Below are 24,585 nucleotides of genomic sequence, written 5' to 3'. Positions count from 1 at the left end.
GCGCGGGAGAGTACGCCCGCGACGACGTGAATGGCGGCGTGATGGAGAGGGCGGGACGCGCCGAGATTGAACAGCACACTCGATCTGCATGCGTGCCGGGCAATGACCCGGGCAAGCCATCCACGCTGGCAAAAACGCAGTGAAGGGGGAGTCCGACGATGAGGGCTGGAGAAGTGCAGAGCACGTAGCCGCCCGGCGAGGCGAACGGCTATCGAATCGGCAGCGGGTTACAGCGTCGCTTTGACTTGCAGGCCGAGGATCAGCGTGTTGTCGATGTCTTCGCCATAAAACGCACCCGGTTCGATGATGTACTGCAGCGAAGGGCGGATCGTCAGCCACGGCGCCACTTGCGCACCGTACGTCATTTCCACCAGGCCTTCGCCGCTGGCGAGATCAGGAAAGTCCTGCCCGTTGGCGAGCGCGGCGTTTTCCTGCACGTCACGGCTGCGCGAATTGAACACCGCGCGGCCGTAGCCGATGGCGAGGGTGTCGTTGGGACGCGACACGAACGGCTTCTTCAGCGCAAAACCCGCCGAATACCAGCGGCGAAACGGCGCGGCGGCCGCACTGGCGTTGGAGAACTGCGCGAACATGTGCACGTTGCGCCCGGTCACGTCAGTGGAATTCCAGATGTCCTGATCCATCAGGAAATACGAGCCTTCGCGCCCGCCGACTTGCTTGCTGGTGCCGATGCGCTGCGCGTCCGAGGTGTCGTAGTAGTAACCGACGCGGTATTCGCCGGGCATCTCGCCCAGCACGTTGTAGATGGCCTCGATGGGCAGGATGTTGCCGGTGCTGTCCTTGGGCGTCACATGCCAGGCCCGGCTGGAATCGCCATTGCTCGCCGCGTCGACTTTATACGCAGCGACTTGCAGGGCGAAGTTGGGGGTGAAGCGGTATTTTGCCGTGCCGCCCAGATGGGCATTCGGGTAATTGCTCCAGCCGCTGCCGCCGGACATCGCCAGCGGGTGGCCGCAGAAGCCGGCGTTCATGAAGTTGCACAGGATGCCGCTGGTCAGGCCGCCCAGGTCGTTGCCCATGGCCAGGTAACCGAGCTTGACGTTGAGCGCCGGCGTGAACAGCGTGTTTTCGTAGCTCAGTTCAGTCAGGCGCGTATAAAGACCGCCGTAGTTTTCCTGGACCGGCAGACGGTTACCCACCAGATCCCCCGAGCCGTCGTTGCCGCGTCGGTCGTTGATGGTCAGCTGAATGCGACCGCCGCTTTCGAGATCGAACAACTTGCCCAGATCGAACTGCGCACCCAGCTTGATGTTTTGCGAATAACGCGTGCCGCGCTGTTTGCCGCCGTGGGCGTTGTAGACCGTCTCGCCGCTGTAGTCGCCAGTGATCTTCACACCCTGTTCAGCCAGCCTGCTGCGATGTCCTTCCCAATCGCCGGTCATCGTCGACCGGTCCTGCCAGTCGTCAGCCATCGATGGCGAAGACGCGGCCATGGCCAGCATTGAACCGGCGACAAGCGCCAAGGAAAGCGCGCGGCGGGAAGCGGGCTCAGCAGAAAAATGCGAAGGAATGCTCATTGATCAACCTGAAGTGCAAAGGCGTCGCAGGGACGAGGGCAGTGAAGGCGAGGCCGCACGCGGGTGCGCTCGCAAGCGGGCGCAATGAAACCACAATTATGGACCAACCGGTTAATCCATTATTGCGATTGTGACTATCGTCGAAGTCCATGGGCGCGGGGTATCAGGGTGGCCGCTGGGTCAGGTCGCTTCGGCCGGTTATTCAGACCGGCGCTCGCACCCTCCCTTCAATGCCGGCAGTGCCGGGATTTTTCTGAAAGTTGTAACAAACCCGGCATACGGCGGGCTGAGTAATTGACGCCAAAGGAATGGCTACCTAAAATTGCGCCGCCTATTTGATATCACTATGCCATCGCAAGGACGCTCCGTGGTTGTTTACATTTCGAAGGTTTCGCTGCTTGGCCTGCTGACCATCGTGTCTTTTTCCGTAATGGCAGCGCCCACTCCGGGGGAGCAAGATCTCATTCGCGACCGCCAGGATCGCCTGCTGCAAGAGCAACAACGCCGCCTCGAAGAACTCAAGGATCTGCCCGGCAGGCAAGCCGCGCCGGCGCAACCCAGCGCACCCGCCGACACCCGCTGCTTCACCATCACCACCATCGAACTCAAAGGCGCCGACTCACTTTCCGAGTCCGAGCGCAAACGTTTGACCCGGCCTTATCTGGGCCAATGCCTTGGCGTCTCGCAGCTCAATCAGCTGCTGAAAGTCATCACCGATCTGTACATCGAGAAGGGATTGGTGACCAGCCGCGCGTACCTGCCGCAACAGGATCTGTCGAAAGGGCAGCTGCAGGTGCTGATCGTTGAAGGTCGCCTCGAGACGATCAAAAGCGATGCCAGCAGCGGCCTGAGTGATCGCGAACTGGCCATGGCGTTTCCGGGGCAGGAAGGGCAACTGGTCAACCTGCGCGAGATCGAGCAGATGGTTGATCAGCTCAACCGCCTGCCATCCAATCAGGCGCAAATGGAGCTGACCCCGGGCCAAGCCGTTGGTGGCAGCGACGTGCTGGTCAAGAACACACCGCAAAAGCCCTGGCGCGCTAGCCTGTCGCGCAACAACGACGGCCAGCGCAGCACCGGCGAACAGCAGTGGAATACCGGGCTTGAATGGGACAGCCCGCTGGGTCTGGCCGACCAGCTGAGCTTGCGCGGTGGCCACGATGCGATGACCGATTCGGCGCACACCTCGCATAACGCCTCGCTGGCCTACAACTTGCCGTGGGGTTGGTGGAACTTCACCTACAGCTACAGCGAAAGCGATTTTCGCTCTCAGGTGCAGGCCAACGGCTTCAACTTCAAACAGAGCGGCGACAGCCAGACCCATCAGCTGCGCGCCGAGCGGGTCATCTATCGTGATGCTCTGAGCAAAACCTCGCTCAACGTCGGCCTGTCCAACCTGCGCACCAACAACTACATCGAAGACAGCCGCCTGGCGCTGAGCAGCAACCGCATCAGCGAAGTGCAGTACGGCATTAACCACGGCCGTCGCGTCGGCGGGGCGTTTCTCAACGTCGACCTGGGCATGCAGCAGGGCATCAGCGCCTTCGGTGCCCAGGACAATAACCATCCCGGCCCCGGCGAGGCCGATGCGCGTTACCGCAAGTACACCGGCACGGTCAGCTACCTGCAGCCGTTCAAGCTGTTCGGCGAGAGCCTGACCTTCACCAGCCTGGCCACCGGTCAGCGCAGTGAGGACGTGCTGTTCAGCCCCCAGCGCATGAGCCTGGGCGGCTCGGCATCGGTGCGCGGCTACAAGGATCAGTTTCTCTCTGGAGACAGCGGCGGCTACTGGCGCAACGAGCTGCGCCTGACCCGCCCGGTGACGCTTGAATGGCTGCGCCCAGTATTCAGCGACTACGGCACTGCCGTCGGTTACGACCAGGGCGTGATCCGCAACGATCGCTACAACGGCGACGAGCACGGGCGCATGTCCAGCAACTCTTTCGAATTTTTCGCCCGTGGCCAGCACGTCGCGGCGACCGCCACCTTTGCCCACTCTCTGGAGCGTCCGGCCGGCGTGATCGAGCGCGAATCGCCGATCTATTTCCGCCTGGATTTTTTCCTCTAACGTTTCGCCGGGATGCATGACATGGACGTTCGTTTATTCAACTTTCTGGCCCGCCAGCCCTCCGCGACGCTGATCGAGCGACCGTCGTTCTGCGGGCTGCCCAAGCGCGGCATCGCGCTGATTCTGGTGCAGGCGATGTTCTGGCAACCGCTGCTGGCCCAGGCTGACGGCATTGCCGTGAGTGGCACCACCAACACCACGGTTGGCAAGGCGGGCAACGGCGTGCCCATCGTCAACATTGCCGCGCCCAACGCCAGCGGGCTCTCGCACAACCAGTATCAGCAGTACAACGTCGGCACCCAAGGCGTCATCCTCAACAACGCCACCGACCGTACCCAGAGTACGCAACTGGGCGGCATCATCCTCGGTAACCAGAACCTCAACGACCGCGCCGCCAGCACCATCCTCAACGAAGTGATCGGTGCCAACGCCACGCAGCTCAAGGGTTACACAGAAGTGGCCGGGCAGGCGGCCCGCGTCATCGTCGCCAACCCATACGGCATCAGCTGCAACGGCTGCGGCTTCATCAATACGCCGCAGGTGACCTTGACCACCGGCAAGCCGGTGCTCGACAACGGCCGACTCGACCACTTCCGCGTCGACAGCGGCAGCGTCTCCATCGAAGGCGGTGGCCTCAATGCCGACAACGTCGACCAGTTCAACATCATCACCCGCAGCGCGAAAATCAACGCCGAGCTGCACGCCAAGAAGCTCAACATCGTCACCGGTCGCAACGACGTCGACGCCCAGACCCTCAACGCCACCGCGCTGGCGGACGACGGCAGCGCAAAGCCGCAACTGGCCATCGACAGCTCGGCGCTGGGCGGCATGTACGCTGGCGCAATTCGACTGGTGGGCACCGAAGCCGGCGTCGGTGTGAAACTCGCCGGCAACCTCGCCGCCAGCGCAGGCGACATCCAGATCGACGCCAACGGCCAACTGATCATGGCGCAAGTCGCCGCCAACGGCGCGGTCAATGTCAAGGCGGCCAGCGCCGACGTGCAGGGCGCGATGTACGGCAACAGCGTCGACCTGCAGACCCGCGACGCCCTGAACATCCAGCAGAACATCGCCGCGCGCGATCGCATCAACCTGAGCAGCAACGGCCAGCTGACCAACAACGCGATCGTTGAAGCGGGGGTGAATGCCGACGACAGCCGCAATGCGAGGGGTGACGTGGCGCTGAGCGCGCAGAACCTGCGCAACAACGGAACGGTGATTGCCAGTCGTGACCTGAGCGCCAAGACCAGCCAAAGCCTCGACAACAGCGGTCGGCAGATCACCGCCGGGGGCAATCTGGCCCTGAACGTTCAAGGCACACTGAACAACCAGAGCGGTTTGATCAGCGCAGGCGGGGCAGGGCTGCTCAACGCCGAGGTGGCGCTCAACAGCAACGGCCGCATCTCCAGCAAACGCGACCTCAACGCCACAATCAACACGGTGAACAACCAGAAAGGCGAAGTGGTCGCCCAAGGCAATCTGACCCTCAAGGGCAGCCAGCTTGACAACCGCACGGGCGGCCTGGTGGGTTCGACAAAAGCGCTGAGCCTCGATGTTTCCGACATCGACAACCGCGGCGGCGAGCTTTCCAGCAGCGCCGATGTGCGCATCACGGCAAGCCAGCTGAACAACAGCCGCGTCGGCAAAGTGCTGGCTGGCGGCACGATGGGCCTGAACATCGCCAACGTCTTCAATCAGGATAACGGTCTGATCTACGCGGGCAGCGCATTGCGCCTCGACGGCGGGCTGCTGAATAACAGCAGCGGTACGCTGTCCGGTCAGACCGATCTCACCGTCAACCTCAGCGGTGACCTCGACAACGGCAGTGGCCTGCTCAGTAGCGAAGGCACGCTCAACGTCACCGCCCAGACGCTGACCAACGCCGCTGGCAAGGTGTCCAGTGCCGGTGCCTTATCAGTCGTCACCCAGGGTGCGGTGAGTAATCAGCAGGGTTCGATCAGCACCGACGGCACATTGGCGCTGACCAGTGCCAGCCTGGACAACCGCAATCAGGGCGCGATGTCCGGCAAGGGTGCGACGGTCGTCAGCACCGGTGCTTTCGACAACAGTCACAACGGCCAGCTCTCCAGCGCCGACAGCCTGATCCTCAACGCAGCGCAGGTCACTAACCAGGACGGCGGTCGCATTGCCGCCGCCAAGGCTGTGACAGCCAGCGTCACCGGTCTCGATCAACAAGCGGGCGAACTCTTCAGTAACGGCACGCTGACCCTCGACCTCAACCACGGCCAGCTCAACAATCAGAATGGCCTGATCAACGCGCCGGGCGCCTTGCTGCTGAAAAACCTTGCGGGCGTGAACAACCAGAACGGTGAAATCTCCAGTGCCCTTGGGTTTGAATTCAACGCCGACAGCCTCGACAACAGCAACGGCAAGCTGCTGAGCGATCAGAGTTTGATGGTGCGCGTCGCCCACGCCCTGGCCAACGTCAACGGCGCGATTTCCGCCGCGGCCATCGATGCTCGCGTGGGGAGCCTCGACAACACCGACGGCCTGCTGAGCAGCCGGGGCGAGATGACCCTCAGCGTCGACGACACTCTGATCAACCACAACGCCACGCTGATTGCCGATGGCAAGCTCATGCTGAACGCCGCGAACGTCGACAACAGCCTCGGACAGATCGCCAGCAAACAAGACCTCGTCGCCAACATCGGCGGCCTGCAGCAACAGGGCGGTCAGTTCATCGCGCTGGGAAGCCTGAGCCTGACTGGCACCCAGCTCGACAACAGCCACAACGGTCTGCTCAGCGCCGACGGCCTGCTGACGTTGAACGTCGCCAACATCGACAACCGGGGTGGTGAGGTATCCAGCCACGACACGATCAGCGTGACGGCGCAGCAGCTCGACAACAGCGATGCGGGGCGGGTGGACAGCCAGAAAAACCTGACTTTGGCGGTCGACCGACTCGCCAACCGCAATAACGGCGTATTGACTGGCAAGACCGGCCTGAGCCTGACCGGCGCCCGCCTGGACAATAGCGGCGGTAGCCTGTTCAGCCTGCAAAACGTCGATCTGGGCCTGAGCGGTGATGTTCTGAACAACCTTGGCCTGCTCAGCAGCGAAGGAAGGCTCAGTGTTCGCAGCGGCTCGCTGACCAACGACGGCGGGAGTCTGTCCAGTGCCGGGGCATTAAGCATCGACAGCTCCGGCGCCGTCAGCAGCCAAGGCGGCAAGCTGATCACCGATGGCAGCCTGACCCTCAACAGCGCCAGCCTGGACAACTCGCAAAACGGCAGCATCAGCGGCAAGGGCGCGGTGTCGATTCATACCGGTGATTTCGATAACAGCCACAACGGGCGTGTGACCAGCGCCGACACCCTTGAGCTGAGCGCTGCACACCTCACCAACAGTACCGGTGGCAGCATCGGCAGCAACAAGGCGTTGATGGCCAGCGTCAGCGGGCTCGATCAGCAAGGCGGCACGCTGTTCAGCAACGCCAGCCTGACCCTGGATATGAACCAAGGTCAGCTCAACAACCAGAGCGGCCTGATCAACGCCCCCGGCGCCTTGCTGCTGAAAAACCTCGCAGGCGTGAACAACCAGAACGGCGAAATCTCCAGCACTCTGGGTTTCGAGTTCAACGCCGATAGCCTCGACAACAGCGACGGCAAATTGCTGAGCAACCAGGCGCTGATCGTGCGCGTCGCACAGGCGCTGACCAACGTCAAAGGCATGATCGCCGCTGCCAGCCTCAATGCGCGCAGCGGCACGCTGGACAACAGCGCAGGCACCCTGACCAGTCGTGGCGACTTGACCCTTGATGTCGACGGCCTGTTGAACAACGGCAATGACGGCCTGATCAACGCTGCACAGACTTTGAACCTGCAAGCGACCGGCATCAACAACGTCGGTGGCACACTGCTGGGCGCCACTGCGCTGAACCTCGACCTGAACGGTGCTGACCTCGACAACAGCAACGGCCTGATCACCACCCAGAATCCGCTGGTCATCAGCCATCTGCGTGACCTGAAAAACGCGGTTGGCGAAATCTCCAGCAGCCAGCGCTTCAGCCTCACAGGGCGCACGCTGGACAACAGCAGCGGCAAGCTGATCAGCAACCAGCAACTCACCCTCAACGCCGAATCGCTGCTCAACCAGCTTGGTCTGATCTCCGGCTGGGAAGGGCTCAGCGTCAGCGGCGGCAGCCTCGACAACCGCAACGGCGGTACGCTGTCGAGCCGCAATGGCAGCGTCGGTATCGACCTTACAAGCACCTTGCTCAATGCGGGCAACGGCGCGCTGGTCAGCCAGAAGACACTCGACATCAGCGCGGCCAGCGTCGATAACCGGGGCGGGATTCTGTCCAGCGGAGCAGGGCAGACTTACACCGTCAGCGGCCTGCTGGACAATGGCCAGGACGGCCTGATCGACAGCGGCGCCGCCTTGAGTGTTAACGCTGCGCAACTCGGCAACGCGGCCGGCACCATCAACGCGCAACAAGCGCTGAGTTTCACCGGCACCGATCTGGACAACAGCGCCGGCAGCATCGCCAGCAACGCGGGGATCACGCTCGATCTGCTCGGCAGCCTGACCAACTCCAGCGGCAAGTTCGCCAGCGCGGGCGACCTGCTGATCAGCCGCGCCGCGCAGATCAACAACCAGGGCGGCCAACTCGCCAGCCAACAGGCGATGACCCTGTTCACCGGCGGGCTGGACAACAGCAATCGCGGCACCGTTGCTGCCAATGATTCACTGTTGCTGACCGCCAGTGGCGCGATCCAGAACGCCAACGACGGCCTGATCTACAGCAAGAATGCCGGTCTCACGCTACAGGCCGCGAGCCTCGCCAACAGCCAGGGGACGCTGCAAAGCCAAGGCGCATTGAACCTGACCGTCAGTGGCGACATCGACAGCCAGGCCGGCAAGATCATCGCCCAAGGCGGCGACCTCAACCTCACCGCCAACAACGTCGACAACCGGGGCGGCGTGCTTTCCAGCCTGCAAAATGCCTTCACCGCGCGCATCAGCGGCGTGCTGAAAAACGGCTACGACCTCGATCGTCAGGGCGGCATCACTCAGGCGCAACGCCTCGACATTCGCGCACTTGCCGGCATCGACAACTACGGTGGGCGCATTTCGGCGCAAAGCGGCGACGCGCTGATCGACACCGGCAGCGGAAACTTCGACAACCGCAACGGCGGCCTGTACGCCAGGCAAAAAATCAACGTCACCGGCAACAATTTCGACAACAGCGGCGACAACGACGGCCAGATCGCTGGACAACAAATCGACCTGAACCTGAGCGGCGCCCTGAACAACCGCCTGGGCATCATCGAAAGCGACAGCACCCTCAACATCACCGCTGCCAGCCTCGACAACCAGAGCGGAAAACTGCGGGCTCTGGGCTCCAGCGGCACGACCAACTTCCAGATTGGCGGCTTGCTGGACAACCGCAACGGTGCTCTTGAAACCGCCAACACTGACTTGAACTTCGGTGTGGGCAGTCTGCTTAACAGCGGCGGCACTGTATTGCACGTGGGTAATGGCAACTTCGGTGTTTCCACGGCCAACATCATGAGCGCCGGGGGCAGTTTCATCAGCCGGGGTGCGCTGACCCTTAACGCTGACAGTTGGACGAACAACGGCGTCATTCAAGCCAGCACGCTCAACGTCAACGTCAATCGCTTCACGCAGACGGCGACTGGGCAATTGCTCGCATCGGGCGGGTTTGTCGGCACGGGCGGGAACTGGATCAACGAGGGTGTCATCGCCAGTGACGGAGCACTGAGCCTCACCCTGGGTGGCGGCTACAGCGGCAACGGGCGGGCGAGCAGCCTGGGTACCTTGGCTCTCACAGCCAGTCAGCTGACCATGGGCAGTGCTGCCAGCATTGCCGGTGGTGCACGCACTGACCTCAACATTTCGGGTTCAGCCACAGGTTACGGGCGCATCACATCAGGCGCCAACCTGATCGTTAACGCAGGCAGTCTCGCGAACTACGGCACGCTGGGTGCGGCTCAGGCACTTACTGTGACCACACCTGCGCTAAGCAACCAGGGGCTGATCTTCAGCGGCGCAGACATGCAGCTGAACACTGCCACGCTGACCAACCTCAAGGGCGACTTCTACAGCCTGCGCAGCCTCACCGTGGGCGGGTATGGCACGGCCCGCGCCAATCAGGTTTCGAACATCTCCGGTTCGATGGAGAGCGGTGGGGCATTCTCGATCAACGCCACCGCGTTCGAAAACCGTACCGAAGGCTCGGACGGCACGCAGAATTTTTCCGTCGGGCGCACGTTGGTCAAAGGCTTCATCGCTGTGCAGTGCATCGATTGCAGCGGCGATCACTACGAAGTCAACTACATCGCCCGGGAGACCTTTGATGCCGGGGAGGACAGCGATACCACTGCGTCTTCTCTGTTGACCGCCGGGGGCGATTTCACGTTCACCGGCAGCACTTTTCTCAACAGTAAAAGTACCGTCAGTGCGGGCGGCAATATTTCCATTCAGGCGGACAACGTCAAGAACCTGGGGGCTGTCAGCGGCACGGTCGAGCGAACGCGCACCTATTATCAGGGGAGGGTGACCGACGGTACGGTTAATCGCTTCATGCCAACGGTTGATGCCTACAACCAACGCAACAACCCGGACTTCCCGAATGTTTACTACGTCAATGGGAATGGTGATCTCAGGCTTGGTGTCACGTACGCAGCAATCTATACCGAACGAGGAGGAAAGGGTGAGCGTACCGAATATAAATACATCGGAGTAAAGGACGCCGAAACCGGAGCAGTGGTCGGGAGCTATTTTTATCCGGCGACACTGGCAGGTTACGCTTGGGGAACAACGCCTACCTCTCACTACGATCCGGCCAATCTGTTGCAGCTGCCGGCGGCGCTTAGCTCACTGGCGTTGGTCAGCGACGTAGAAGTCGCCAAAAACGGCACAGGCAGCGCAGGCCGCAGTGCAGTGATCCAGGCGGCCGGCAATGTGTCCATCACCGCCACCAAAGACTTGCAAAACAGCGTCATCCACCAAGACTACGCGTCTGCAGCGGGTACCAATAAAGTCGCCGACACTCGCGCAAGCGGTACAGGCACCACGCTTGTGGTTCAACTGAACGCACAGCTGCCCCCTGATCTGGCTCAGCAGCAGGTCGACCCGACCAGCCTTCCAGGTTTCAGTCTGCCAGCCGGGCAGAACGGGCTGTTTCGTCTCAGCGCAGAGGGCGGTACACAGGCCGGCGTTTCGACACAGAATTGGAGCTTAGGCACCGCCACTGTTACCGCGACCCAGCGCGACCAGGCCTTGCCGGACATCTCATCCCGAGACGTACTGGTCGCTGATGCCAGTGCACCGACCGCGTCGGGGCAGTTGCTGACCGTTGCAGATCGTCAGAATGCGGGTGTGAGCGCCAGCGTCAGCACAGTCAATGTCGATAATAGCCCGCCAGGATTGACACGTGTTCAGGGCTTGCCGAGCTATGCCGCCAAACCCGGCACCGGCAAATACCTCATCGAAACCAACCCCGTGCTCACCGACCTCAAGCAGTTCATGAGCTCGGACTACATGCTCTCGGCGTTAGGCTACGACCCTGACCTTGCGCAGAAGCGCCTCGGCGACGGCCTCTACGAACAACGCCTCGTACAGCAGGCCATCACCGCGCGCACCGGCCAGGCCTTCATCGATGGACAGACCTCCAATGAGGATCAGTTCAAGTACCTGATGAACAATGCCATCGCCAGCAAGGACGCGCTGAATCTGGCCGTTGGCGTATCGCTGACCTCTCAGCAGGTCGCAGCCTTGACTCACGACATCGTCTGGCTCGAAGAGCACGAAATCAATGGCGAAAAAGTGTTGGTGCCGGTGCTCTACCTGGCCCAGGCGGACGGCCGTCTGGCCCCCAATGGCGCGCTCATAGCCGGTAAAGACGTCACCCTCATTGCAGGCGAAAACCTCGACAACGTCGGCACCCTCAAAGCCACGAATAACCTGTCCGCCACTGCGGGACAGGATCTGGTCAACAGCGGCCTGATCTCGGCGGGAAACCGTCTGGACGCACTGGTGGGCAACGACATCACCAATAAGGCGGGCGGCATCATCGCCGGTCGCGACGTCACCGTGACTGCCATCGGAGGCGACGTCACCAACGAACGCACCATCACCTCGCTCGACAGCAGTACGCGCGGCCGACTGCACAAGGACTACGCAGACAGTGCTGCACGCATCGAAGCGGCCAATGACCTGAGCGTCTCCGCAGGCCGAGACATCAACAACATTGGCAGCGCGTTGCAGAGCGGGCGCGACCTGGCCCTGAGTGCCGGACGTGACGTCAACACCGTTTCCAGCCAGTTGGCCGACAGCCTGGTACTGAACCGCAAGCACACCAGCAGCGATGTCACCCAGATAAGCGCGACGGTAGGCGCAGGCCGTGATCTGTCAGTGCAGGCCGGTCGTGACGTCAACGCCATCGCGACCCAGATCGATGCCAAGCGCGATATTGCCATTGCAGCCACCGAGAACGTCACCATCGCCTCGGCGGCCAATGAAGATCACTTCCTGTCCAAGAGCAAGAAACTGACGATTCAGGAGGATCATGTCCATCAGGTGTCGACCGAGATCAACGCAGGCGGCAGCGTCGCCCTCAGTGCCGGGCAGAACCTGGCCGTCATCTCAAGCCGCATCACCGCAGGCGACGAAGCTTACTTGGTGGCGGGCGACAAGCTCGACATCTTCGCCGCTCAGGACAGTGATTACTCGCTCTACAACAAGAAAAGCAAAGGCTCGTTCGGCAGGAAGAAAACCAAGCGCGATGAGGTGACGCACGTCACCAACATCGGCAGCGAAATCACCTCCGGCGGCAACATGATGCTGGTCAGCGGAGGCGATCAGCACTATCAGGTGGCTAGGCTAGAGAGTGGCAAAGACCTGACAGTCGATAGCGGTGGTGCAATCACTTTTGAAGGTGTGAAAGATCTTCATCAGGAAAGTCATGAGAAGAGCAACAGCAGTCTCGCCTGGACGTCGATGTCGGGTAAGGGACGCACCGATGAAACCTTGCGCCAGAGTGAGCTGATCGCCAAAGGCAACTTGGCGATCAAGGCGGTGGATGGCCTGCACATCGATGTGAAGCGGGTTAATCAGCAGACCGTCAGTGAAGCCATCGATGCGATGGTTACTGCAAGCCCTGATTTGGCTTGGCTGAAGGACGCCGAGAAGAGAGGGGATGTCGACTGGAGGATGGTGAAAGAGATTCACCAGTCGTTCAAATACTCGCATTCAGGACTGGGTGCTGGAGCTCAGTTGGCGCTGGCCATTTTGCTCGCTGCTTTCACGGGCGGTGCTGGCGCCGGGTTAATTGGCGCTACTGCGGGTACGTTCAGTGCTGGCTTGGCGAACGCTGTGGTAGTGAGTCTGGAGGTTAGTACAGCTAACAGTGCAATCAGTAACAAGGGCAACCTTGGCGCGGTCGTCAAGGACACTTTCAGCAAAGGAAGCTTGCAAAGCGCGGCGGTATCCGGACTGACAGCCGGCTTCATTAATTATGCGAGTTCGAACTGGTTTGGCGCCAGCATGGACTCCGCGACCGGCAAAATAACAGGGCCCAGTGTCGTGCCGAGCCTTATGGATCCGGCGGCATTGGCCAGGTTTAGCGCAATTCAACTGGCAGGCGGCGCAGTAAACGGTGCGCTCAATGAGGCGTTGGGCACTGGCACTTTCAAAGATTCGATGATGGGGGGTGTGTTCACCGTACTGCAAGCGACTGCATTCAATGGCGTAGGTGACATTGGCAAGAAGTTTGACCTGCCAGAGAGTGGTGCCTACAAAATTGCCCTACACGCTGTCGTCGGCGGACTTCTCTCCGAGGTTATGGGCGGAGATTTCAAAACCGGCGCTGCCGCTGCGGGTGCAAACGAAGCGTTAATTGAATACCTAGACAAAAGCGAGTTTCTCAAAGGCGCCGATGCGACCGATCATGACCGTATGGTGAACGCTGCGTCTAAGTTGGTTGGCCTGTTCGCCGCTGCCGCTGTAGGTGGAGACATATCGAAAGGCTCGGAGATTGCTGGCAACGCGCAATCGTACAACCGCCAGCTTCATACCTTTGAAAAGAAAATGTTGGCGGCGGAAGCCGCCAAACTGGATGAGCAGGGCAAGAGTAACTCTGGCATTTCGTGGGAAGCGCTGCTCAACCTCGAAGCAGGAGCCGATATTGATGCAACCGCCGCCGCGCAGCTCAAGGCGATCCTCGACACCGGAGCAGATGTTAACCCTGAAAAACAGCATTTGCTGGACGATATGGCTGTCGCTGAGGGGGTGGTCACCCAGCTCAAGAATCAAAAGATCCAACTGACTTGGTCGGACGGAACGCCGATCGTTGCAAAAGGAGACGCGGTTTACGCGTTTTCGGCGACGGCCGCGCAGTACAAGGATTCGACCTTATTCAACAGCAAACTTGGGAACGCAACGTCGGGGGATGATGTTGGGTCTATCCCGGTTGGGTGGGTCAACCAATTTGGCCCGGCGGCTGCACTTCAGCATCAAAATGAAATTGGCTCTATCGGTACGTCTAACTGGCAGAATCAGAACGCCTATCAGCAGATGACCACGATTCTTGGCGGAGGGATTGTTCCACTGTTGAGTGAGAAAGATATTCTGCTGATGGCAGCGACTAGCCTAGGCGGCTCTGCGGCCAAAGGTATTATGGCCTACATGGCCGAGCGGCGCGCGGCGGGGTTGGTTGGAGAAGGTGCCGACGATATACTGACGGCAGGTTCGAAAGGTCTTGAGAAGGACTATGTTGACATTCTTTCTCCTGAGGCAAAGCAACACATCCTGTACGGTGAAAAGCCTGGCAGCGGTGGACATATGTGGCCGGGGCAAGAAGGAAAGACTGTTTTTCCTGAAAGTTGGTCAGGGGATAAAATTGTTGATGCAATCGGCGATATCACAACATCACCGAGTACTAAGTGGTATGCTCAAACAGGAACTGGCGGAATTTACACAGCTAAGGGTGATGCTGCCAAATGGGTAGCTTATGAAAGCCGTGATGGTGTACGAATGCGAGTTATATACCAGCCAGCTATTGGAAAAGTGGTTACTGCTTTTCCTGATGATGCCCCAATTCCACCATACAAGCCAATCAGGTAGTAAGTATGTTTGCAGATCGTATTATTATGTTCGGAAAAAGATTTGAAGGGCGTTTGGATCCCGTTCTTCTTAGCGGTGCATTGGATTATATCGTATATAACGAGGAGAGCTTGGCCTTCGAGGTGCTATGTGATCATATTTGCGAGTATGATATTTTGATTACAAGCGAAGAATATGATGAAGCTATTCGCCTGGTCGAAGATATTGGGTTTGATTTGAGGGAAGGCCCGTTTAAGTATTTGTTAAGCTTGAGAAAATAAGAGCTGCGTCATATCTTGTTTGGGAAGAGGTCTCTGAGCAGTTGAGATGAGATATGCTTAGGGATGCTCCGATCAACCTGCCGCGCAGCGGTGGCAGGCCGTAATTCACCAGGCTCGCAGCGCTATTCCCTGAAAACGGCCTAACGCAATGTGCGGCAGAGCGTTTTCCGCTCGGTTTTCCGTGTTAAGTGCGCAGCTCACCCAAACCCATCAGTCGTTTTCGAGCCATCCACAGGTTCGACAGGACGAACAGCGCGGTCAGTTGGGCCGTGTTTTTCATCAGCCCACGAAAGCGCACTTTCACGTAGCCAAACTGACGCTTGATGACCCGAAACGGATGCTCGACCTTGGCGCGAGTCTGCGCTTGGCAGTACTCGATCTTGCGCTTGGCTTTGTACAACAGGCAGCGTTTGTTCAGCTTGGAATACGTGCTGCGCCGAGCCGCGATTTGCCAGATCACGTCACGACTTTCGTGCTCTTCCCGCTTCTCGACACCGGTGTAACCTGCGTCCGCATTGACCGCGTTTTCTTCCCCGTGGAGCAGTTCAGCGACTTGGGTGAAATCGGCCACATAAGCAGCGGTGCCATGGAAGTGATGAACCGGCCCAGACTCAACGTCAGCGCCGATGTAGCCTTCATACCGAAGAAATACTGGTTACCCTTCTTGGTCTGGAAAGGGGGGGAATGTATTACACGGCTGATCACTATAAAACCTTCATTTCAATCAAAAATTGAGGTCTGAAAAAAAATATTGCAATTTACGTTTGTAAAGCGTCCTCCTTCGTACGACGCCGCAGAGGTTTTCTATGTGCGAATCGATCCGAGTATTGGGGATGCTGATGAACTGATGAGGGCGCTGTATTATTTGCTTTGGTTTCCCGGATATTTTGGATTTAACTGGGACGCCTTTTATGACTGCTTGGGGGATTTCAGCTGGCTTCCATGTCGCAAAATCGTCCTTGTGCATGAGTCCTTGCCGAAATTTTCGAGAGCGGATCTACATGTATATTTGGGAATTTTGCGTGACTCCGTATCTGATCGGATTGGTAACGAAGGGCATGAGCTAGAAGTGGTTGTTCAAGTCGATGATGAAACTATGGTTGAAGCGCTGCTAAAAAAACAGGTTTATTTATTGGATGCAAAGGCATGGCTGGAAAGTCTTAAAGAAACGCATGGGACGATGTCATTTGACGTAGGATAGTTTTCGAACGCCATTTGACTTTCCTGCAAGTTTCAGCTTCAATCCGCATTTAAATTTTCCCCTGCCGGCGTTCTCAACCAAAATGCGGGTCATGCTTTACCTAAAAACGATTTGCCTTCGACGTTAGTCAGCACTGCCTTGAGTTCATCATTCGAGAAGTTTGCCGTGTCTGAAGGTATGTCAGAGCAAGCTGCAAACCAATTATCTAATGCGTTTGCTCCTGCGGGTGTATGGGATGCAATTACTCAAACGGCTGCAGACATAGCGAAAGGGAATTAAGTGCTAAAAATTCTGAAGAAACATTGTCATTTGGTGGGTATCTTTCTGCTTGCAATTTCGCTAGTTTTTTGTTGTGTGAGGTTTAACGGTCAATGGTATCGGTTTTTCTCAATGTTCCTCACGCAAGTTTGGTTTGGGCAGGCAGTTTATAATTATTTGAGAGGAGGGTGGGTCACAATAGGCCCAGGAGGTCAGTCTCCTCGCGCAGATCCTGTATTCAGACGTTGGCTTGCGATTTTTGCTTTTTTCGTATATGCATTACTATTTTTTCTGTTTTGATATTTGCGGGTGTTATGTTACGCCTTGAAGAAGGTATAAGAGGAAGGCTTCCGTATGATATCGATCATGGAGTATTAACAGATGTTGCTTCTTAGGATTTTTGCAGTATTGTTACTTGTAGTCCTCTCCGGCTGCAGCAACCAAAAATTCAAGCCCGAATACCAGTCGCAAATTCACACCATCAAGATTCTCCCTGTAGTCTGGTCGACAAAAGATATTAATTACATGGGGCGTGAGCAAGCATGGGGTGCTGCGTTGGGTGCGGGTGCCGGCGTTGCAGCGGGTGCTGCGTTCAAGGCTTCTGGCGTTGGCACTGCGGCCCTTTCCGGTGCCGGTTTTGCGGCGGGGATGAAAGCCGGGGATTTGGCCTCCATGTCGACAGTGGAGGCGATTGTCTACAGCATGAATAGCGCCAATATCGACCTTGGTGAAATAGTCAGGAAGAACTTCGCGGATAAACTAGCGACAACCGGGCGTTTCAAAATTGTCAGTGAGCAGGAAGCTGCCGATGCCGAGCTTCAGCTGACGGTCAACAATTGGGGGTTCGCGCTCACCCAAGGGTTCAGTAGTGTGGTTTACCCGACGATCAGTGTCACAGGCAGTCTCAAGCGGGTGGACGAACGCGTATGGCAAAAAACGGAATACATAACGCCGTTTAATAGTGGCAACACTTATGGCTACACGCCGCTAAGGTATCGCACCGAGCCCGAGTTATTGCGTACAGTATTGGATGGGGTCTCGCAGATCGTCGATGAACAGTTAGTCAAGGATCTGGTTCAGTAGCGCTTCCGCCAGAGATCGGGTCGCGACGTCAACGCCATCGCGACCCAGATCGATGCCAAGCGCGATATTGCCATTGCAGCCACCGAGAACGTCACCATCGCCTCGGCCGCCGATGAAGATCACTTCCTGTCCAAGAGCAAGAAACCGACGGTGCAGGAGGATTATGTCCATCAGGTCTCGACCGAGATCAACGCCGGCGGCAGCGTCGCCGTCAGTGCCGGGCAGAACCTGGCCGTCATCTCAAGCCGCATCACCGCAGGCGACGAAGCTTACCTGGTGGCGGGCGACGAGCTCGACATCCTCGCCGCTCAGGACAGTGATTACTCGCTCTACGACAAGAAAAGCAAAGGCTCGTTCGGCAGGAACAAAACCAAGCGCGATGAGGTGACGCACGTCACCAACATCGGCAGCGAAATCACCTCCGGCGGCAACATGATGCTGGTCAGCGGAGGCGATCAGCACTATCAGGTGGCCAGGCTAGAGAGTGGCAAAGACCTGACAGTCGATAGCGGTGGTGCAATCACTTTTGAAGGTGTGAAGGATCTTCATCAGGAGAGTCACGAGAAGAGCAACAGCAGTCTCGCCTGGACGTCGATGTCGGGTAAGGGACGCACCGATGAAACCCTGCGCCAGAGCGAATTGTTGGCCAAGGGCAATTTGGTTATCAACGCTGTGGATGGCCTGCACATCGATGTGAAGCGGGTTAATAGGCAGACTGTCAGTCAAGCGATTGATGCGATGGTCAAGGCAGATCCCGATCTTGCTTGGCTGAAGGACGCTGAAAAGCGGGGCGATGTTGACTGGCGAATAGTTCGGGAAATTCATCAGTCTTTCAAGTACAGCAACTCAGGATTGGGTGCGGCGGCGCAGTTGGCTATTGCTGTTGTACTAGCGGCATTTGTGGGCCCAGCGGCGATGAGTGCCCTCAGCGCAGCCGGTGCAGGTACGGCGCTAGCTGCCGGTGGCGCCGCGATAGCGACGAGCGCTGCTACTACAGCCACGACCAGTCTGATTAATAATCGAGGAGACCTCGGAGCCATACTCAAGGACACCACTTCCAGTACCGCTCTGGAGGGATACGCCGTTGGCGGAATTACAGCAGGCCTTACCGCTGGACTGTTTGATGGTATGACTGGTACCAAAACGGATCCCCTCACGGGCAAAGTTACGATTGATTTGTCTAGCCCGGAAAACATTGGAAGATTTGTTGCAAATCAGCTGTTGCAAAATGGCACTGCAACCGCTTTAAGCAAGGCGTTGGGGATGAACGCAAGCTTTGGCGACGGGTTAGCCACGTCATTGCTTAATACGGCTACGGCAGCGAGTTTTGATGCAGTCGGCGGGCTACGTCTAACTGACGGAAGCGCTGGAAAAATCGCGTTGCATGCTCTGATCGGCGGAGTTTTAGCCGAGGCTTCTGGCAGTAGTTTTTATGCAGGGGCTATCGCGGCAGGGGCGAACGAGGCTTTAGCGACCTCACTGCGCAGAGGCATCACTCAGCTTTCGCCGGAGCAGCGGGACGTGCTCCTGACCTCAGCCTCTCAAATGGTAGGGTTGCTGTCAGCAGCGCTGGCAGGCGGTGATGCAAAGGCTGTGGCGGCGGGGGCCTGGATCGCAAAAAACGCTACTCAATACAACTTTCTAAACCATTACGAAATGGAAGATTTCGTTGGCGATATGAAAGCCTGCGCTGGCGATGACATTTGCTACCGTAACACTTGGATCGGTCAGTACGGAAAGAGTACATATGACCAGCTTAGCCAAGACAATTTGAAAGATGCACTTTCCACAGTGGGGCCTGCCCGAGCACGTGATCTGCTGACTCAGGTGGCCGGGGGGCTGGCCGCTCTTGGCGATCTGCAGTGTCCTACGGAAGTTTGCGACGAGCTTAAATTCACGCTGATTGACCGTGCTTTAACAGCAAAAACCGATCTGGAACGGACATACTTTGAAGGGCAAGGGATCGTGAGTGGTGTCCTGATCGCTCCGGTCACCGTTGTCAGCAATGCAGTTTCAAGCGCCTCCGTCAAAGAATCGGCTAGTGTGCAGAAGGCCTATTTGTATTGGGCGGAGGCACGTGGTACAAAAGCCACAAGTGCCTCACTGGACAACGTATCCAGCAATATACATGCTGGACAGCAAGGCAAACATGTTCTGGGGCATAACAATTTTATTCCCGGACGCAGCTATTTTGATGAGGGCGTCGATCCTCAAAAATTGTTGAGTGGTGCTCATGCAGGAGAGTTTTCAGTGGTAGGTTACGGTTCACGAGGGCAGCCAATAGTTGACTTTGGTCAAAACATTGGTGTCGATGGCTCCTCAGGCTTGGCGACTAGGTATGGAACAATACATTCAGGCAAAAACGGAGCACATATTGTTCCAACAAACCCGGCTACTGTTGGAGCAAAGCCATGAAAATTTTGCCTGATTGGCTGGTTTTGTGTGTTTGGCGCGCTCTGATTGGTGAGATATATCCTGCAATAAGAGCGATCGCTCTTTCTCTCGCGGAAGACCGAACTTTGCTTATTTGCTACTATCTTGATAGGCCGCCCACCGACTTTGACTGGGAAAGCTTAGAGGTCGTTGCTACAAATGTTTCAGCCTCAATTGGTCAAGACAAAATACTTCGGATAGACTTAGAATGTAAGTTTGAGTCGTGTTCGATTGGAAGTCTTGAGTGCGTCGGAAGTTTTGTCTTCTGTCGCCGAGAGTATGATTTGTAGGTGCAAAAGGCGCAGGTACTTCTCTAGGGCGAGGTCTCGCGTATGACAACCCATCTAACCTTATCCAAGCCCGTGAAAGTGAAATTCATCGTTTCGGTTGTCGATGATGCCAATGGTGTTCGCTCTGTTCTGCGCAGTACAGGTGAACCTCGTGACTATCTTCGCCCTGGAGTGAGATTGCAAGAAGGCAAAAAAGTAGTTGTTGGAACTGGCCACGCAGAAGCGGATATTGTCAGCTATGCCAACGCTAATGGAGTGAAAGGCGTTGATATTGGTGCGATACGTCCTGTCCGTGCATCATGTCGGAAAGTAATTGAGCAGGCAGCGGCCAATGTGTCAACGCCGTTAAAACCACTGCCAAGCCAAAACAATGATTATGCGCTTAAAAACGGTGATAAAGGCCTTGTAGACAAGCTTAAGCTGGTCAGTGAGGCGCAACGACGAGTTGTGTGAAAGTGGCTTGCTAACTTGCTTTTCAGGCTTGTTCCGTAGAAGTGCCGGTTGTTGTCGAGTCGCTTAGGTGTCTCGTAATGGACTCACAACTGATCAGGTTTCTGGGCTAGATCCTTTTGCTGCGCAGTTAGTTGAAAATATTTTGCCTTGCAGGATAGCCGGGATGAAGGAAGCCTATCTATACGCGGGCAACGCTCTTAACTGCGAGCGCGGCCGAGATACGGCAGTTGCCGGCGCGACCTTGCGAGGTGACGTGGTCGTCTGCAGGGTCGGCCGCGATCTGACCGTTCCTTCCGTAACGGATACTGGAAAGGTGAAATCATTTGGATATCCAGGATTTAATGATGATCAGAATTGAGATCTTTTATCGAATAGTAGGGCGAGACAGGCAGCGATAATTCGCCTCCGACGTGCTGGCGGGTCGCTTCGAGAGGGTCGACCTGCGCTGATACGCCTGCTCGATGTATCTCTCATGCGTGAGCCCAAAAACCAAGCCAGACATCCCGCCGGCAGCCAGTCGAGTGATGTGCGTAACAAGGTATGATACGGACGCCCGGCGCCTGCGAACGCAGCGCCGCACGTCTTTACCCGAGTCAGGAAACGCATGCCCATCATCACCCGCCTTGAAAACAGTCCGCCGGAATCGATCGAGAGTCAGATCACGCAGATGGTCATCGACTACGTGACGGACATCAGCATGGTCGCCATCGCGCCGAGCAACCCGTTGTATCCGTTGTACCAGTACGGCGTTGGCCATGAGGTGCATCAGTACCTGCAGGCCATGAACGGCTCGCGAGGTTTTCCGGTGGAGCTGATTGTCGCGCTGGACGATGAGGATCCCTCCATCGTTGCAGGGTTTTTGCTGTATCTGCCGGTGCAGGATGATCCCGATGCGTGCGCCGTGGCCTATATGGCGGTCCATGCCAGCCGGCGTCGGCAAGGCATCGCCCGAGCGATGCTGGCAGCGATGACCGCACGCTATCCCCACGCGGAGCTGGCGTGTTTTGTCGGCAAGGTCAGTTGGTTCGAGGCAATGGGCTTTCAGGTCCTGAGCGCGCGGGGCCCGCAGGTGCTGCTCAATACCCGTGACCACCAGACTGACGGCCTGCTGGCGGTGCTGGATGTGGCGCCAATCTACAACTCGCTCGAAGTGCGGCAGATTCACAGCTACCTGCTCAAGCAGAACGGCAAGCGTGCGATGGTCGATGCGGAGAAGCAGCGGGACCGTCAGCTCGATCAGTTGACCCGTCAGGCGCGGGAGTTCGTGCAACAGCGGCTGGGGCAACTGCCTGAACCTGATCTGCCGGCGCCACCGCGGGTGCAGTGACCGCTCGACGTGCAGCGCCTGATAAGGGGTTCCGACAAGGGCAAGGGCGGGTGTCAGATCAACTCAGATCACACGCTCGTTCAGGTCGAATCCGCCGGGGCGCTTGCTCCACATTTCCAGCAGAAAATCCGTTTCCTCGTGCCTGAGGGTGCGCTGCAGTGACAGGTGCGAATCGAGCAAATCATGGGCTCCCCGGCCATCCATCGGACAGCCGTCGATGGCATGCAGCCAGTGGCAGGCGAGTATCGCGCCGTCAGTGGTGAGGCTGTCGCGCATGCGCTGGATGACCGCGACGAAGGCGTCTGGGGTCAGGTAATACGCCCATTCGCTGACCACGATCAGGTCGAACTGGCCGGTCGGCCAGTCCTGCGGCAGACAACCCTGTATGACCTGAGCGCGCGAATACTGGCTCAGCCGTTGCGTTGCCAGTTCCACGGCCCGCAGGCTCATGTCCATGCATAAAAGCGCGTCGCTGCGTTGGGCCAGGCGCAGACTCAGTTCGCCATTTGCGCAGCCCGGCTCGAAGACTCGTGCATACCGCTGGCGAGGCAGCGCGGCCAATGTCAGGTCACGTTTGCGTTGTTCGTACCAGCGTGTGCGGAAGGCCCAGGGGTCATCGTTGTCGGCGAACAATTCATCGAAATACTCGGCAGGAAGGCTCACAGAAACACCAGTTCGAAAGGCTGCAGCAGGCGCTCCAGCGTGGCGGGGCTCAGCACCGGCGCAGCGCCGGTGCTGGGATCATCGTGCAACTGACTGGCATGCGCAGTGATCGCCAGCCGTTTGCGCTGCAGTTGCGTGTCGCTGAGCATCAGCTTGCGGGCCTCTTCCCACGGAATGCGCGGGTCATTGGGTTCGGCCCAGTGCCAGGCCCACACGGGAATTTCCAGCAGGGTCGCGCCGGTGTTGGCCACGGCTTGCGCGGCGCAGTGGCCGACGGCTTCATGATCACAGTGGCCGTCGTGGCGCCAGGTGCTGAGCAGCACGTCGCCAGGGCGCAGATCTTCGGTCAACAGGGCAATCAATGTGTCGGCGTGCGCTTCGACCTGGCCGTCGGGCATGCCCAGTCGTTGCCAGACCAGCCTGGAAACGTCGAAGCCCAGACTGGCGAGGGCCTGCTCGCTTTCCTTGCGCCGTGCACTGCGCAGTTTCGGCGCGGGCCAGTGGGCGGAGCCGGGATGGCTGCCTTCGCCATCGGTCACGGCGATCAGTTGCACATCGTCCTGGCGCTCGGCCATGGCCGCCAGCAGCCCGCCGCAGGCCAGGACTTCATCGTCCGGATGGGGCGCCAGCACGATCAGCCGAGACCCCGGCGGTACCAGTTCGTCACGCGTGACAGGCCGACAGCCGCGCAGGGCCACGCTGTTTTGCCACTCACTGAGCGGCGTGCCACTGACGCCGAAGGGCAATTGCTGCGTCATAGTGACCAGTCCTCGGCGTCCCGCGCGGCAAGCACCTGGCCCAACTGGGCCAGATCACGCTCGGCGTGGCTTTGTCTGATGAACACCGGCAGGTCGGCCGCCAGCCGGGCGAAGTGCGCATCGCGGCAGAATGGCGTGGCACCGAGGGCGCGACCGACATGACGGCTGACCTGTTCGACGGCCATTTCAACCTGCGCCCGAAGACGCTGGACCGGCAAGCGCGCATCCTCGCGCGGGTGAGCGTCGATCCAGGCGGCGCATTCACGCATGGCCGCCGCTGCGCCCAACAGCGCGGCGTCGACACTGCCCAAGTGCGCATCGGCGTGGGGATCGGGGCGGCCTTGGCGACGTTGTTGGTGCAGCGATCTGGCCAGCGCTACGGCGGCGCCGTACCAACCCGCTGCAATGCCCGCGCCGCCTTGCCAGAAGCCCGGCCGCGCCAGGTAATCGCCGCTCTCGCCGACGCAATGTCCCACGGCGTTGTCGAGGTGAACGTCCACGCTTGCGGTACTGGCCATGCCGACGGCTTGCCAGGCCTGGGCGTCGATGCTGACGCCCGGCTGATCGAGCTGCACGGCGACAAGGTAAGGCCGGTCATCTGCATCCCATGCGGTGAGCAGCGCGTAGTCGACCTGTTGAGCGCCGGAGCACCAGGCCTTGCGGCCATCGAGGCGGACCTGGCCGTTGTCCGGCTGGCTCACCCGAACGCGGGCATTGGGAGGCTCGGCGGCCCAGACGCCCCAGATGCCGTGTCCGGCGAACGGCGCAGCGTTCAGCTCGGCGAGGATCGCCAGGGCGTCGGTGTGGCCTTCGAACAACTTGAACAACGCCAGGTCGATCCCTGCGACTGCGGCCAGCTGCTGCCAACGGGCGAGGGTGCGGCCGGCGCCCGGCAGTGGCAGTCGATCCAGGTCCGACTCGATGCAGCGGATCATCGCGGCACGCAGTGCTGCGTCCGGCGCGGCGGCGTTAAGGCGCTGGGCAAAGGACGCCAGTGCGGTTTCGAGGGTGATTGCGTCGTCGCGCATGCCTGAGTTTCTCCCGGCGTTTCAGGGCTGACGCGTAGTGCGCAGGCTGTTCATCGAATTCGGCATTGATCGCGGTCCGGGGTTCAATAAGAATCCGTGCCGATTGCGCGTACAGG

The 24,585-nt window shown here is 58.6% G+C and carries 13 protein-coding genes and 3 pseudogenes; 10 read left to right on the top strand and 6 right to left on the bottom strand.

What is annotated here, in order from left to right; all coding sequences use genetic code 11:
• Window positions 1-227: 227 nt before the first annotated feature.
• Window positions 228-1,463, bottom strand: a complete 1,236-nt coding sequence (locus BMZ10_RS05445; RefSeq protein ID WP_256214432.1) for a carbohydrate porin — start codon at window positions 1,461-1,463, stop codon at window positions 228-230.
• 505 nt (window positions 1,464-1,968) lie between these two features.
• Here BMZ10_RS05445 and BMZ10_RS05440 point away from each other — a divergent pair.
• From BMZ10_RS05440 to BMZ10_RS05430, 4 genes and pseudogenes are all read left to right on the top strand, one after another.
• A complete protein-coding gene (locus tag BMZ10_RS05440) occupies window positions 1,969-3,606 on the top strand; it encodes a ShlB/FhaC/HecB family hemolysin secretion/activation protein (protein ID WP_256214431.1) in 1,638 nt (545 codons plus the stop codon).
• A 12-nt stretch (window positions 3,607-3,618) separates the two neighbouring features.
• Window positions 3,619-12,555 (top strand): annotated as a pseudogene (locus BMZ10_RS05435) (filamentous hemagglutinin N-terminal domain-containing protein); the annotation flags it as partial.
• A gap of 1,800 nt (window positions 12,556-14,355) precedes the next feature.
• Window positions 14,356-14,715, top strand: a pseudogene (locus BMZ10_RS28205) (EndoU domain-containing protein); the annotation flags it as partial.
• A gap of 5 nt (window positions 14,716-14,720) precedes the next feature.
• A complete protein-coding gene (locus BMZ10_RS05430; RefSeq protein ID WP_093458991.1) occupies window positions 14,721-14,975 on the top strand; it encodes a MafI family immunity protein in 255 nt (84 codons plus the stop codon).
• Between the two features lie 184 nt (window positions 14,976-15,159).
• Here BMZ10_RS05430 and BMZ10_RS05425 read toward each other — a convergent pair.
• Window positions 15,160-15,692, bottom strand: a pseudogene (locus BMZ10_RS05425) (IS5 family transposase); the annotation flags it as partial.
• Window positions 15,693-15,783: 91 nt separating this feature from the next.
• On the opposite strand from BMZ10_RS05425, the gene BMZ10_RS05420 reads away from it, so the two are divergent.
• Together BMZ10_RS05420 and BMZ10_RS27675 are read left to right on the top strand one after the other, a co-directional pair.
• Entirely contained in the window at window positions 15,784-16,176 is a 393-nt protein-coding gene (locus BMZ10_RS05420; protein ID WP_256214355.1) for a barstar family protein, read from the top strand.
• A gap of 639 nt (window positions 16,177-16,815) precedes the next feature.
• Window positions 16,816-17,517 carry a hypothetical protein gene (locus BMZ10_RS27675; RefSeq protein WP_093458989.1) on the top strand — a complete coding sequence of 234 codons (702 nt, stop codon included), beginning with the start codon at window positions 16,816-16,818 and terminating at the stop codon, window positions 17,515-17,517.
• On the opposite strand, the gene BMZ10_RS27955 is transcribed toward BMZ10_RS27675, so the two are convergent.
• A complete protein-coding gene (locus tag BMZ10_RS27955; protein WP_143070258.1) occupies window positions 17,494-17,688 on the bottom strand; it encodes a hypothetical protein in 195 nt (64 codons plus the stop codon). The genes BMZ10_RS27675 and BMZ10_RS27955 overlap by 24 nt on opposite strands.
• Between BMZ10_RS27955 and BMZ10_RS05410 the strand changes: the two genes are divergently transcribed.
• The 4 genes from BMZ10_RS05410 (at window position 17,668) to BMZ10_RS05395 (ending at window position 22,020) form a co-directional block, all read left to right on the top strand.
• Window positions 17,668-19,932 (top strand): DUF637 domain-containing protein, encoded by a 2,265-nt coding sequence (locus BMZ10_RS05410; RefSeq protein WP_093458988.1) that lies wholly within the window; start codon window positions 17,668-17,670, stop codon window positions 19,930-19,932. The genes BMZ10_RS27955 and BMZ10_RS05410 overlap by 21 nt on opposite strands.
• A 350-nt stretch (window positions 19,933-20,282) precedes the next feature.
• Window positions 20,283-20,693, top strand: a complete 411-nt coding sequence (locus BMZ10_RS27370; protein WP_143070257.1) for a hypothetical protein — start codon at window positions 20,283-20,285, stop codon at window positions 20,691-20,693.
• Window positions 20,694-20,856: 163 nt separating this feature from the next.
• Complete coding sequence (locus BMZ10_RS05400) at window positions 20,857-21,051, top strand: hemagglutinin repeat-containing protein (protein ID WP_093458986.1); 195 nt, start codon at window positions 20,857-20,859, stop codon at window positions 21,049-21,051.
• A gap of 246 nt (window positions 21,052-21,297) precedes the next feature.
• A complete protein-coding gene (locus tag BMZ10_RS05395) occupies window positions 21,298-22,020 on the top strand; it encodes a GNAT family N-acetyltransferase (RefSeq protein ID WP_093458985.1) in 723 nt (240 codons plus the stop codon).
• 63 nt (window positions 22,021-22,083) lie between these two features.
• Here the strand turns inward: BMZ10_RS05395 and BMZ10_RS05390 are convergent, their stop codons facing one another.
• From BMZ10_RS05390 to BMZ10_RS05380, 3 genes are read right to left on the bottom strand one after another with little or no spacing between them, the layout of a single operon-like run.
• Window positions 22,084-22,683, bottom strand: a complete 600-nt coding sequence (locus BMZ10_RS05390) for an SAM-dependent methyltransferase (protein WP_093458984.1) — start codon at window positions 22,681-22,683, stop codon at window positions 22,084-22,086.
• Complete coding sequence (locus BMZ10_RS05385; protein ID WP_093458983.1) at window positions 22,680-23,441, bottom strand: PIG-L deacetylase family protein; 762 nt, start codon at window positions 23,439-23,441, stop codon at window positions 22,680-22,682. Before BMZ10_RS05385 ends, BMZ10_RS05390 begins: the two co-directional genes overlap by 4 nt.
• Window positions 23,438-24,469: an acyl-CoA dehydrogenase family protein gene (locus BMZ10_RS05380; RefSeq protein WP_093458982.1), complete on the bottom strand. Its 1,032-nt coding sequence runs from the start codon at window positions 24,467-24,469 to the stop codon at window positions 23,438-23,440. Before BMZ10_RS05380 ends, BMZ10_RS05385 begins: the two co-directional genes overlap by 4 nt.
• Window positions 24,470-24,585: the final 116 nt, after the last annotated feature.

It is taken from the genome of Pseudomonas sp. NFR16, assembly GCF_900108875.1.
In the GTDB taxonomy this organism is placed as follows: domain Bacteria; phylum Pseudomonadota; class Gammaproteobacteria; order Pseudomonadales; family Pseudomonadaceae; genus Aquipseudomonas.
Note: the sequence above shows the minus strand (reverse complement) of the source record. Positions and strands in the feature narration are given on the sequence as shown.